Genomic DNA, 12,986 nt, shown 5'->3' with positions numbered 1-12,986 from the left:
AGGGTGAAAGCATGAATATCGAACAAATCAGAGAATCAGCTTCATTTATTTCAAATAAACTATCTGAGAAACCAACGGTAGGATTGATTTTAGGCTCAGGGCTTGGAGTGTTAGCTGACGAAATCAAAAACCCGGTTGTGATCCCGTATGGAGACATTCCTCATTTTCCGGAATCCACTGTTTCCGGTCATAAAGGTCAATTGGTAATCGGTGAACTGGAAGGACACCAGGTTATCGCCATGCAGGGGCGCTTCCATTATTATGAGGGCTACAGCATGCAGCAGGTGACGTTCCCTGTAAGAGTGATGAAGCAGCTTGGAATCGAAACGATGTTTGTCACAAATGCAGCAGGAGGCGTAAATGAAATATTTGAACCTGGTGATTTAATGATAATCACCGACCATATTAATAATATGGGAGACAGCCCTTTAATCGGTAAGAATGATGAAGAAATGGGTCCCAGGTTCCCTGATATGTCCCAGGCATATAATAAAGAGTTGATACAAACCGCACAAAAATGTGCAGATAATCTTGGGTTGAAAGTCCGTAATGGTGTGTACGTCGGGAATACCGGACCTGCTTATGAAACATCAGCCGAAGTAAAAATGCTCCGTACCCTTGGCGGCGACGCGGTAGGTATGTCTACTGTTCCAGAAGTCATCGTTGCGAGTCATTCCGGTATCAAAGTCCTCGGTATCTCCTGTATTTCCAATATGGCGGCAGGAATTTTAGACCAGCCATTGACGCATGACGAAGTTATTGAAACCACAGCACAAGTTCGTGAAGATTTCCTTGGGTTTGTGAAAGAAATTCTACAGTCAATGTCTGCATCATAACAGGGGAAGGATGATCGCAATGAGAATGGTTGATGTAATTCAGAAAAAACGTAATGGTATGGAACTTAATGAGGAAGAAATCAAGTTTTTTGTTAAAGGCTACACAAAAGGTGAGATACCGGATTATCAAGCGTCTGCCTTGACGATGGCTATCTATTTCAAAGGAATGACTGAAAAAGAGACGGCAACTTTGACCCAGGCTATGGTTGATTCAGGTGAAACGATCGATTTGTCAGGCATTGAAGGACACATAGTCGATAAACATTCTACTGGTGGAGTAGGCGATAAAGTCACCTTTATCGTTGGGCCATTGGTGGCTTCTGCAGGTGTTCCGGTTGCCAAAATGTCAGGGCGCGGTCTTGGTCACACAGGAGGTACACTGGATAAACTCGAGGCGATTGAAGACTTTCATATTGAGATGACGAAAGAAGAGTTCGTCAATAATGTTAATACCCATAAACTTGCTGTTGCCGGACAGACAGGTAACTTGGCTCCAGCTGATAAAAAACTATATGCCTTACGTGACGTAACAGCTACAGTGGATTCTATTCCATTGATCGCCGGTTCCATCATGAGTAAGAAGCTTGCCTCTGGTGCTGATAGTATTGTACTGGATGTCAAAACAGGTACGGGGGCATTCATGAAGACCCTGGAAGAGTCAGAAGCGCTTGCCAGAGAGATGGTCAATATCGGTAAAAATCTCGGCAGAAACACAGTCGCTGTCATCAGTGATATGAACCAGCCGCTTGGTTTTGAAGTGGGTAATGCTAACGAAATAAAAGAAGCAGCGGAAATTCTGCAAGGCAAAAACGTGGAAGACCTTCGTAAACTTTCATTAGAAATCGCTTCTCATATGACAGTGCTTGCTGAAGTATTCTCCAGTTATGAGGAAGCATACGCAGAGCTTGAAAAGAATTTGGAGAATGGCAAAGCGTTCGAAGCATTCCGTAACTTTATTGCTGCTCAGGGCGGGAATATTGACATGATCAATGATTTGAATAAATTACCACAGTCCAAATATAAATTAGAGGTAACCGCCGATCAGGATGGCTATGTATCAGCTATTGATGCTGAGTCGATTGGAGTGGCCGCTATGTATCTTGGAGCAGGTCGTGCAACGAAAGACGATGTAATAAATCATGCAGTTGGCATTACCTTAAAGAAAAAGATCGGCGATGAAGTAAAAGCAGGAGAACCGCTGGTAGTCTTGAATAGTGATGAAGAAAACCCGGAAGACTCGATAGCGAAAGTGAAAGAAGCATACACCATCACCGAAGAAAAAGTATCAGCCCCTACTTTAATTCATAAAGTTATCAATTAGCCTATTAGTAGAACGCCCGTATTTTATGGGCGTTCTTATTTCTGGTAATTACGTTTTGCAACAAAGAATACCTTGATTTATCTGATAGTCACGAATATATTCAGTATAGTTTACATAATATTTTTATCGCATATTAAATAATTTTCTTTGGGTTTCGTAATAAAACGGCAGGTTGTTGGAAAATATAACTACAACTATGAATGGAGGGAAAGTGAATGAAAAAAATAGCCATTTATTTCACTGTTTTCATGCTGGTAAGTACAATAAGTATTCCTGTAACCTATGGGCAAGAGTCCAATCAAATAGAGCTGGCTGAAGGGGCGAAATCGGCCGTTTTAATGGAGAACAGCAGTGGAACGATTTTATTCGATAAGAACGCACATGAAAAACTCCCGCCCGCCAGCATGACGAAAATCATGACATTATTACTGATCATGGAAGCTTTAGACAACAAAGTCATCAAGTTGGACGAGACCGTCAGGGTAAGTGAACGTGCTGCTTCGATGGGGGGATCTCAAATATTTCTTGAGGCCGGGGAAGAAATGAAGGTTGAAGATCTTCTGAAGGGAGTGGCTGTGGCTTCTGGTAATGATGCAAGCGTAGCATTAGCCGAAAGAATTGCCGGTAGTGAAGAAGCATTCGTTAAAAAGATGAACGAAAAAGCGGAAGAGCTTGGTTTAAAGAACACTAACTTTAAAAATACGACCGGTCTTCCAGAAAAAGGCCATTATAGCACGGCCCATGATATGGCAGTGATGGCTAAAAAATTATTACAGTATGAAAATATAACGGATTATACCAGTATTTATGAAGACTATTTGCGAAAAGGGCAAAAAAATGAATTCTGGCTTGTGAACACGAATAAATTGGTCAAACACTATAAAGGTGTGGATGGCTTAAAAACAGGATACACAAATGAAGCGAAATACTGTCTCACGGCTACAGCTCAAAAGAATGGGATGCGCATGATTGCAGTCGTAATGGGAGCGAAAACTCCGAAAGAACGAAATGCGAATATAGCTAAGATGCTTGACTATGCTTACAGTCAATTCGAAACAGAACAATTATATGATAAAGGACACAAAATGAGCACCTTGCAGTTAGCGAGAGGCGATAAGCCAGAGTTAAATTTAATAACGGAAACCCCTGTTACGTTGCTGAAACGTAAAGGACAAAAGCTGGAAAATCTAGCAACGTCCATGGAGTTTGACAAAAATATTCAGCTGCCAATAGAGGAAGGCAGCCATTTAGGGACGGTAAAAGTTAAGCAGGGAGACAAAGTGCTTACTGAGGTGCCATTAGTAGCTGAGACTAGTGTGAAACAAGGGAATGTCTGGCAACTATTCAAACGTACATTAGGCAATATGGCTCACCGGTGATAAACCTGTCATTTTATTAAAAGATTTAGCGTATCGTCACTAGTTTTGTCACCCTGCAGGAAAAACAGGATGCAAAACAGAAAGACTCACTAACGCAAAGAAAGAGGAGGTAAACACAGTGAGTCTTAGTGTCGATTTTGCCTGCAAAGAAGATGTCCTTCTTGTAAGATTAGTCGGTGAACTGGATCATCATGAAGCAGAAAATTTAAAGAAAGAATGGAAGTCGATTCTTAATCAGCACCAGGTACGTCATGTCATTTTGAATCTGGAAGGGCTGTCGTTCATGGACAGTTCAGGTCTTGGTGTGATTTTAGGAAGATACAAAGAAATCAACGCTTTAGGAGGAGAAATGGTGATTTGCTCTATTTCTCCGGAAGTCAAACGACTCTTCGATTTATCCGGAATGTTCAAAATCATGAAGCTTGTCGATAATGAAGAATTCGCTTTAGAGATGCTGGGGGTGGCTTCATGAAAAATAGTATGAACCTGGAATTTTTAAGTGTAAGTCAAAATGAATCGTTTGCCCGGGTGACAGTAGCTGCCTTTGTGAGTCAGCTGGATCCGACGATGGAAGAACTGACAGAAATCAAAACGGTCGTATCCGAAGCAGTGACCAATGCCATCATTCATGGATATCATGAACTTCCAGACGGAAAGATTTATATTTCATGTACGATAAATGATGGAGAAATGGAATTGATGATTCAAGACCATGGGGAAGGGATCGCAGACATTGATGAAGCCAGGGAACCACTATTCACCTCAAAACCTGAACTGGAGCGGTCCGGAATGGGTTTTACGATTATGGAGAACTTCATGGACAAGGTCGATGTCATTTCCAGCCCTGAGGAAGGCACGACAGTCCGATTGATCAAGCATTTGACTACTAATAAAGCGTACTGTAATTAGGAGCCCACGATGAATGTGGATGTGAGTCAAAAACAGAAGCGGCTGAAAGACGAAGATGTCAGGGCCTTGATTGCCAAGAGTCAAGAGGGTGATCAAGAAGCAAGGGACATGTTAGTGGAAAGGAATGTCCGACTTGTCTGGTCGGTGGTCCAGCGTTACATTCACCGGGGTTATGATCAGGAGGATCTCTTCCAGATTGGATGCATAGGGTTATTGAAGTCGGTCGATAAATTCGACTTGAACTATGATGTGAAGTTTTCTACTTATGCAGTACCCATGATCATTGGGGAAATCCAGCGTTTTATCAGGGATGATGGCAGCGTAAAAGTCAGCCGCTCGTTAAAAGAAATGAATAATAAAATCCGACGGAAAAAAGAAGAATTAACGAAAGAGCTCGGTAGGTCTCCCACCATTGATGAAATGGCGAAAGCGCTGGATATGACTTCAGAAGAAGTAGTACTGGCGGAAGAAGCCGGCCGTGCTCCTCAGTCCATTCATGAAACAGTTTATGAAAATGACGGAGATCCTATTACATTGCTGGATCAAATGGCTGAAGATGATACCAAGTGGTTCGATAAGATGATACTTCAGGATGTCATCCGAAAGCTTGATAAAAGAGAACGGCTGATCATTTATTTAAGGTATTTTAAAGATAAGACCCAAACGGAAGTGGCTGAACGGCTTGGGATTTCACAAGTTCAAGTCTCCAGGCTGGAAAAGAAAATACTGAAAGAGATTAAAGATCAGATGGAGCCTGATTAATCTTTAGCTTTGGACGCATTGTATCTAATGCGTCTTTTTTATATGCCTTCAATTGATAGCAGGTGCATGTTTTTTACCTTAACATCCATACTAAAAAGAAAGGCGCGGAGATAAAGGGTGGTGTCTATGGCACAAATTGTTTATTTACGATTAAGAAAAAAAGTGGATATGACAAGCTATCGGCCTGTTTTGCTGAAAGACATCGCCTACCTGGCTTGTTCTCTATCCCTAAAACAGAAACTAGAAACCATCCCCTTGCACTACATTACAAAAAAAGATAAGAACATTATCGTCATTGATGGTGTGCTGGTGATAGAAAAGATGGCAGAACTATTTCCAGAAATCGAAGTCCAATTGATAGGACCGGCACAAACCATCATTACTATCACAACAAAGAAAAGAAAGCCTGCGATCTGGATGGTAGCAGGGATATGGCTATTATTGTTTGTCGGGGCAGCGATGGCGATCATGAATTTTCATTATGATGTGAGCATGGAAGCCGTACAACAAAAGCTGCACTTTATGTTGACCGGAGAAAAAGTAAAACATCCTTTTTGGATCCAGGTACCTTACTCCATCGGTCTTGGGCTTGGAATGATTTTATTTTTCAATCACATTTTTAATAAAAAAATCAATGAAGAACCGAGCCCATTGGAAGTCGAAGTTTTTAAGTACCAACAAAGCATGGATGATTATGTGACGATTAATGAAAATAAGGTGGAAAACAACGATGATCCACGCTCTACTTGAAGCCTTTATTGGTTTGGCGGCAGGACTCGCTGTAGGGACGGGATTTGTAGCTTTCTTGACCGTTTTAGGGATTATTCCCAGGTTGATGCAATTGAGTCGTTCAACCAATCGGATCCGATTTTATGAAACAGCTGTTATTCTTGGAACATTCGCAGGCATCTACCTTTCGTTCGGAGATGAGGCAATTTTGCTTCCTGACCTGTTTATAGCTGTTTGGGGACTACTTCATGGTGTCTTTATTGGCATGCTCGCAGCAGCACTGACTGAAGTTCTGAATGTCTTCCCATTACTGACGAAACGTATCGGGATGGATGGGCAGCTGATATTGTTGATGATGGCTATTGTGCTTGGGAAAATCTCAGGTTCTTTATTTCATTGGATCATCTTTGTCAGATGAGACTTGGAGGTATGATGATGAGCGATAAGTTTGTCCAGAATCAATATAATAAGACAATTAAAAGTTACCAGCCAAAGCCCAATTATTTTTTAAACTGTTTGAAAGCTTTTGTAATTGGGGGGCTAATTTGTGTCATAGGTGAAGCATTAACAGACTTTTATGTGAATGTATTCGATTTTTCGGAAAAGGAAGCTGTCAACCCGACAGTTACGACTTTGATATTAATTTCCGCATTGTTGACGGGTTTTGGAGTATATGACAAATTGGGGCAATTTGCAGGGGCAGGTTCTGCAGTCCCTGTAACAGGGTTCGCAAACTCTATCACTTCTGCCGCTCTTGAGCACAAAAGCGAAGGACTGGTATTGGGAGTTGCCACCAATTTATTCAAGCTTGCAGGTTCGGTCATCGTCTTTGGAGTGGTGGCCGCTTATGTACTTGGAATGATCAGATATGCTTGGCAACATTTCTTCTAGGAGGAACAATCATGGCTAAAATGGGACAGCAATCTTGGTTATATAACAATGCCATCTATATTAATGCATCTGGAACAGCGGTGGGCCCGATGGAAGCTGACGGTCCCTTATCTTCCTCCTTTGATCAATCCTATGACGAACTGCATTGCAACCAGGATAATTGGGAGCTGGCTGAGCGTCAATTGATGAAGGATGCGATCAATGCTTGTCTGCAAAAAGCAGGAAAAGATCATTCAGAGGTGGATTTGTTCCTTGCTGGTGATTTGCTTAATCAAAATGTGACTGCTAATTATGTAGCAAAAGAGCTTGGGATTCCATTCTTATGTATGTTTGGCGCCTGTTCTACTTCTATGGAGACGCTTGCTACTGGAGCATCGTTGATTGATGGTGGTTTCGCAGATCAGGTAATCGCAGCTGTAAGTTCACACAACGCCACTGCAGAAAGGCAATTCCGTTATCCGACTGAGTATGGGGGCCAAAAGCCAAAAACTGCAACGTTCACGGTTACTGGGAGCGGCGCTGCTCTTCTTTCCAAAAGAAAATCAAACATCCGTATTGAATCAGCCACCATTGGCCGGGTGATGGACTATGGCACGAAGGATCCCTTTGACATGGGGTCAGCGATGGCACCTGCTGCGTATGACACAATCAAAACGCATTTTCAGGATATGGGACGGACACCCCAAGATTATGACTTGATTGCTACCGGAGATTTATCAGCAGTAGGTACTCCGATCGTACGGGATATGCTGAAGGAAGATGGTTTTGATATTGAAGAAATGCATAATGATTGCGGCCTGATGATCTATCATAGTGATCAGCCTGTTTTCAGTGGAGGAAGCGGTTGTGCCTGTTCTGCAGTTGTGACTTATGGAAAATTACTGAATGAACTGGCAAGCGGCAGGTATAAAAAGATTTTGGTAGTAGCCACTGGAGCCTTGATGAGTCCCACTATGGTTCAGCAGAAAGAATCTATTCCTGCCATTGCTCACGGAGTCGCTTTAGTCCGGGAGGAGGGTTTCTGATGGATTATCTCTGGGCATTTCTTGTCGGTGGTGGAATATGTATTATCGGCCAGTTGCTCCTGGATGTAGCAAAATTAACGCCTGCACACGTCATGTCTTCCTTTGTCGTGGCGGGAGCTGTGCTGGATGCTTTTGACCTGTACGATAATTTGATTGCGTTTGCAGGTGCTGGAGCTACAGTGCCGATTACAAGCTTTGGCCACTCATTGCTGCACGGAGCAATGGAGCAGACGAAAGAGCATGGCTTTATCGGGATTGCTACAGGGATATTCCAGCTCACATCGGCTGGTATCGCTTCGGCAATTTTGTTCGGATTTTTAGTTGCTGTCTTTTTCAAACCAAAGGGGTGAAAAAACAGGCTGAACCTGGTTACGGTGATAGAGAAAGGAGGACGAACGTAATGGCTAAGCAACAGGAAACGAACGTGATGTCTCGTCTTCATGATGTGGAAGAGTACATGAATGAAAAAGTTGGCATCGAAGAATCATTTGATATCGGATTCCGTCAATTTCCCATCCTGGGTAAGAAACTCGATATGTATTATGTTACGGGACTTGTCGACACGGCATATATCATAGAATTGATGAAAGAACTGATGGAGTGGGAGGCCGAGCAGCCAAGAACGAAAAAAGTGTTCGAAGGAATTTATGAACATCTTGTACATCAACAGGTAGAAATTGTAGAATCCATGGAAGAGTGTATCACCCAGATGCTTTCTGGATTAGCAGTAATTTTTGTAGATGGGGAAAAAAAGGCTTTTATAATAGATGTAAGGTCTTACCCTGGACGTTCTCCGGAAGAGCCTGATACGGAGAAGGTCGTTCGTGGTTCACGAGATGGTTACACGGAAAATATCATTGAAAATACTGCACTGACCAGAAGAAGGATCAGGGACGGTCGGTTACGACATGAAATAGTTAAATCAGGAACAAGATCCAAAACGGATATTTGTATTTCTTATCTGAAAGATGTTGCTGATCCCGGTTTAGTAAAAGTAGTGAAAGAAGAAGTGAAAAATATCGAAATTGACGGACTTTCCATGGCAGATAAGTCCGTTGAGGAATATATCGTCAAACAAGGATTTAATCCTTTTCCAATGGTGCGGTATACCGAACGGCCGGATGTTGCAGCTAGCCATTTATTAGAAGGGCATGTACTGATCATGGTAGACACTACCCCAAGTATGATTATTACTCCTACGACTTATTTCCATCATGTTCAGCATGCGGAAGAATATCGGCAGTCGCCGGCTGTAGGTACTTTTGTCAGGTGGATAAGATTTATTGGTATGTTTGCATCTATATTTCTATTACCGTTCTGGTTATTGATGGTAATGCAGCCTTCATTATTGCCTGAAGCACTTACTTTCGTAGGACCGAATGAAGAAAGCAGTATTCCAATTGTCATCCAGATATTGATAGCGGATATCGGGATTGAATTCTTAAGAATTGCGGCTATTCACACCCCTACACCGTTATCAACTGCGATGGGCTTAATAGCGGCTGTTCTGATCGGACAAATCGCAATCGATGTTGGTATGTTTGTTCCGGAAGTTATCTTATATGTAGCTGTGGCTGCAATCGGCACGTTTGCAACCCCCAGTTATGAGTTGAGTGTAGCGAATAAAATGAGCCGCATCATCCTGCTTTTGTTTACCGCATTTTTGGGTGTGAAAGGATTTGTAATCGGATTCACATTATATACCCTTATTCTGGCGAGAAACAATTCATTGAGTACCCCTTATCTGTGGCCACTACTTCCTTTCAATGCCAAAGCGATGATGCAGATCTTATTCCGTCTGTCTGTGCCTTTAGCAAAAGTACGCCCAAGTATCGTTCATCCACGTAATGATAAACGGCAGCCGTAATTTGGTATTTGCCGGTTTTTAAACCATATGATAAATTTAATATAATTTAGAAAAGAATGTCTTATCATTACTATACAGACATTCTTTTTTGATTGAGTCTGTTATGGGTAGCGAGAGAGTTTGCCCCATTTTCGGAAAATCCGGAAGAGCGGCCGATTGTAACAACATATATTTTGAATGATTAAGAATAGAGTGGATATCGTAACGGTACAGGAAGGAAGGAACCACATGAGTTTACCTTATAATGAACAAGGGCATTTGCTGATAGGCGGAATAGACGCAGTGTCATTGGCGGAAAAGTATGGCACTCCATTGTTTGTGTATGATGTAGAACGAATCAGGAAGAATGCACGGGCATTTGTAAAAACATTTGAAGAGCGAGGGATGAAGGCACAAGTGGCGTATGCTAGTAAAGCTTTTTCCTCGGTGGCGATGCTGCAGGTAGCCAAGCAGGAAAATTTAAGTCTGGATGTCGTTTCCCAAGGAGAATTGTATACAGCATTGAAAGCAGATTTTCCTGTAGAAAAAATACATTTACACGGGAACAATAAAAGCATAGAAGAATTAGAAATGGCGGTGGACGAGGAAATCGGTTGTATTGTGGTAGATAATTTCTATGAAATTGATTTGTTGACTGCCATTCTTGAGGAAAAAGGAAAAGAAATGGATGTGTTACTCCGGGTCACTCCAGGTATTGAAGCACATACCCACGATTATATCCTTACAGGACAGGAAGATTCCAAGTTTGGATTCGATTTATCGAGTGGACAGGCGGACATCGCCTTTCAACAAATCAATAACTCAGATAGGATCCGTTTAATTGGACTTCATTGCCATATTGGTTCACAAATATTTGAAACCAGTGGCTTTTTAATGGCGACCAAAAAACTTTTTGCGTCTATGGAAGAGTGGAGAAAAAAGTACGGGTTTACAGCTGAAGTACTGAACCTCGGAGGAGGATTCGGTATCCGGTATACGAAAGAGGATGACCCGCTTGAATTAGATGCTTATGCCCATGCCCTCATCAATGAAGTGAATGAACAGGCAGCTGCTAAGAACTATCCGATACCAGAGATATGGATCGAGCCAGGGCGTGCTATCGTAGGGGATGCGGCCATGACTTTATACTCGATAGGTGCTATTAAAGAGGTACCCGGGGTCAGAAAGTATATCTCTGTAGATGGTGGGATGACTGACAATCTAAGGCCGGCTTTGTATCATGCGAAATATGAAGCGGCAGTTGCTAATCGGATGGATGCCCAGGTTCATGAAAAGGTATCAGTTGCAGGGAAGTGCTGTGAATCCGGAGATATGCTAATATGGGATGTAGAGCTTCCGGAGGTCTCACACCAGGATATACTGGCGGTGATGAGCACTGGCGCTTATGGCTATTCGATGTCTAACAATTACAATCGTTTTCCCCGACCGGCAGTTGTGTTTGTAGAACATGGGGAACATCAGCTGGTTATTGAGCGGGAAAACTATGAAGATTTGCTTAGGCTGGATTGCTCTTATATAAAAGGAGAGGAGAGTCTTACATGAAAAAAGGCAGCATTACTTTCGAAACAGGAGAAAAAATTGTACTGGAATTTTACCCTGACGAGGCACCAAACACGGTGGCTAACTTTGAAGAGCTTGCGAACAGCGGCTTCTATGATGGAGTCATCTTCCACCGCGTCATCCCAGGCTTTGTAGCACAAGGGGGAGACCCTACGGGTACCGGCCGTGGAGGTTCCGGTAAAACAATCAAATGTGAAACAGAAGGAAATCCGCATAAACATGTCGCGGGCTCCTTATCCATGGCACATGCAGGAAAAGATACCGGAAGCAGTCAATTCTTTTTGGTACATGAGCCTCAACCTCATTTGGATGGTGTCCATACCGTTTTTGGCCAGGTGATTGAAGGAATGGATACGGTATTGAACATTAAGCCAGGAGATACAATGAAAGAAGTTCGTGTGTGGGATGAGGAATAAGCGTTGACTATAGTGGGTCTTTTAAAAGGCTCACTATTTTCATTTCATTCTGCAGGTATTGGTGAAGGGAAGGTGACGGAGCATTGTTGGAGTTTTTGACTGCGATGATTTGGGTCGCTCCATTAGGCCTGCTCATCCATGAACTGGGACATGTCATACCGACAATTCTCCTGGGGCGTGGGGAAGCCGTCCTCCACCTTGGAACCGGTTCCGTTTTATTCCGGGGAGATTGGGGCAGATTCCATTTGAGGGTACACCGTATATTTTTCCTGGGCGGTCATACGGAGAGCAGCTGTAACGAAAGATATAACAGGTGGCAAAAGGGAGCGGTGACTTTAGGCGGACCTTCCTTGAATATGCTTGTTTTTTTATTTTCCTTCTCATTGTTGCAAATAGAGGAGTTACATATTTTCATGTTATTCAATTTATATCTCGCTGTATTCAATCTCCTTCCATACAGTTGGAAAGGCAAATGTTCAGACGGATATCATCTTTTCCAGATATTATTAAATAAACAATCGGAAGAGACACCTTGAATATTTTCTGAGTTTGGCTTATGCTATTCGTTGAAGCTCAACAAGGTCAGCAGCTTGGGGGAAGTTGAAGTGAGAAAGAAAAATATTATTTTGTTTATCGTTTTGCTGACGTTCAGCATATTATGGGGATTATACTACTGGTTTTTCATTGCAATGTAAGTTGCTTACAGAATGTAGGCGAACCAAATCGACGTTACAGTCATATTAATAACAACTACGGCTACCCATGATTAGCTGGTGAGAATATCAATGCATAAAGCAATCATATGATTTGGCTGGGTAATCAGCAGCCTGGATTCCTATTCATGTGGGTAGGAAAGTTATTTTTATAATGAGGGGTTACTATGCTAATTCGCTATAAAAAGACATTTGAAAAAATTGCTATGGGGTTGTTGTCATTCATGCCGGAAGAAAAGGATGTCAAGAAGCTCCAGCAGACCATAAAAGAATATGAGACTAATGAGGATTGGCAGTTGTTCCTTTGGAAGGACGAAGATATCCTTGGTGCAGTCGGGGTTCGTTTGGAAGATGAGGAACGGGCGGTGATTCAACATGTTACCGTCAATCCTTCCCATCGCAATATGGGGATAGGAAAAAAAATGGTGCAAGGCGTGAGAGGTTTTTATCGGGATCAGTATCATGTTTGTGCTGACGAAGCGACAAGCGCCTTTTTAGAAAAATGTTGTGCCGCCAATTCAGATGCTACATCTGCGGAAGCATAATAAAAATAAGCGCATGTCTATGACATGCGCTTA

The 12,986-nt window shown here is 42.4% G+C and carries 16 protein-coding genes; all 16 read left to right on the top strand.

Annotated features, from left to right (window positions below; translation table 11 throughout):
- Positions 1-11 precede the first annotated feature (11 nt).
- The 16 genes from P855_RS0108130 to P855_RS0108055 all read left to right on the top strand — a co-directional run bounded on the left by P855_RS0108130 (position 12) and on the right by P855_RS0108055 (position 12,953).
- Positions 12-836, top strand: coding sequence for a purine-nucleoside phosphorylase (locus P855_RS0108130; RefSeq protein ID WP_028783106.1), 825 nt, complete (start codon positions 12-14; stop codon positions 834-836).
- Between the two features lie 19 nt (positions 837-855).
- Positions 856-2,157, top strand: coding sequence for a pyrimidine-nucleoside phosphorylase (locus P855_RS0108125; protein ID WP_028783105.1), 1,302 nt, complete (start codon positions 856-858; stop codon positions 2,155-2,157).
- Positions 2,158-2,372: 215 nt separating this feature from the next.
- Positions 2,373-3,536 (top strand): D-alanyl-D-alanine carboxypeptidase family protein, encoded by a 1,164-nt coding sequence (locus P855_RS0108120; protein ID WP_028783104.1) that lies wholly within the window; start codon positions 2,373-2,375, stop codon positions 3,534-3,536.
- A 118-nt stretch (positions 3,537-3,654) separates the two neighbouring features.
- On the top strand, positions 3,655-4,008 hold the full coding sequence (spoIIAA, locus tag P855_RS0108115; protein WP_028783103.1) for an anti-sigma F factor antagonist: 354 nt from the start codon (positions 3,655-3,657) through the stop codon (positions 4,006-4,008).
- A complete protein-coding gene (gene spoIIAB, locus P855_RS0108110) occupies positions 4,005-4,445 on the top strand; it encodes an anti-sigma F factor (protein ID WP_028783102.1) in 441 nt (146 codons plus the stop codon). The genes spoIIAA and spoIIAB overlap by 4 nt, the downstream gene beginning before the upstream one ends.
- Before the next feature lie 9 nt (positions 4,446-4,454).
- Complete coding sequence (gene sigF / locus P855_RS0108105) at positions 4,455-5,207, top strand: RNA polymerase sporulation sigma factor SigF (protein ID WP_028783101.1); 753 nt, start codon at positions 4,455-4,457, stop codon at positions 5,205-5,207.
- A gap of 126 nt (positions 5,208-5,333) precedes the next feature.
- A complete protein-coding gene (locus P855_RS0108100; protein ID WP_028783100.1) occupies positions 5,334-5,957 on the top strand; it encodes a stage V sporulation protein AA in 624 nt (207 codons plus the stop codon).
- Positions 5,938-6,354, top strand: coding sequence for a stage V sporulation protein AB (locus P855_RS0108095; protein ID WP_028783099.1), 417 nt, complete (start codon positions 5,938-5,940; stop codon positions 6,352-6,354). The genes P855_RS0108100 and P855_RS0108095 overlap by 20 nt, the downstream gene beginning before the upstream one ends.
- A gap of 17 nt (positions 6,355-6,371) precedes the next feature.
- Positions 6,372-6,827 (top strand): stage V sporulation protein AC, encoded by a 456-nt coding sequence (gene spoVAC, locus P855_RS0108090; RefSeq protein ID WP_028783098.1) that lies wholly within the window; start codon positions 6,372-6,374, stop codon positions 6,825-6,827.
- Between the two features lie 11 nt (positions 6,828-6,838).
- Entirely contained in the window at positions 6,839-7,852 is a 1,014-nt protein-coding gene (spoVAD, locus tag P855_RS0108085) for a stage V sporulation protein AD (protein WP_028783097.1), read from the top strand.
- Positions 7,852-8,202, top strand: a complete 351-nt coding sequence (gene spoVAE, locus P855_RS0108080) for a stage V sporulation protein AE (RefSeq protein ID WP_028783096.1) — start codon at positions 7,852-7,854, stop codon at positions 8,200-8,202. The genes spoVAD and spoVAE overlap by 1 nt, the downstream gene beginning before the upstream one ends.
- Before the next feature lie 50 nt (positions 8,203-8,252).
- Entirely contained in the window at positions 8,253-9,719 is a 1,467-nt protein-coding gene (locus P855_RS0108075) for a spore germination protein (protein WP_028783095.1), read from the top strand.
- A gap of 228 nt (positions 9,720-9,947) precedes the next feature.
- The gene (gene lysA, locus P855_RS0108070) at positions 9,948-11,261 is read left to right on the top strand and encodes a diaminopimelate decarboxylase (RefSeq protein WP_028783094.1); all 1,314 of its coding nucleotides are present in this window, start codon (positions 9,948-9,950) and stop codon (positions 11,259-11,261) included.
- Positions 11,258-11,695 (top strand): peptidylprolyl isomerase, encoded by a 438-nt coding sequence (locus tag P855_RS0108065; RefSeq protein WP_028783093.1) that lies wholly within the window; start codon positions 11,258-11,260, stop codon positions 11,693-11,695. Before lysA ends, P855_RS0108065 begins: the two co-directional genes overlap by 4 nt.
- 83 nt (positions 11,696-11,778) lie before the next feature.
- Entirely contained in the window at positions 11,779-12,231 is a 453-nt protein-coding gene (locus P855_RS0108060; RefSeq protein ID WP_028783092.1) for a hypothetical protein, read from the top strand.
- 344 nt (positions 12,232-12,575) lie between these two features.
- On the top strand, positions 12,576-12,953 hold the full coding sequence (locus P855_RS0108055; protein ID WP_028783091.1) for a GNAT family N-acetyltransferase: 378 nt from the start codon (positions 12,576-12,578) through the stop codon (positions 12,951-12,953).
- Positions 12,954-12,986 lie beyond the last annotated feature (33 nt).

Origin of the sequence: Thalassobacillus devorans MSP14, from assembly GCF_000496835.1 — a bacterium.
GTDB classification, from domain to species: domain Bacteria; phylum Bacillota; class Bacilli; order Bacillales; family Halobacillaceae; genus Thalassobacillus; species Thalassobacillus devorans_B.
This window is presented reverse-complemented; position numbering and strand designations above follow the sequence as displayed.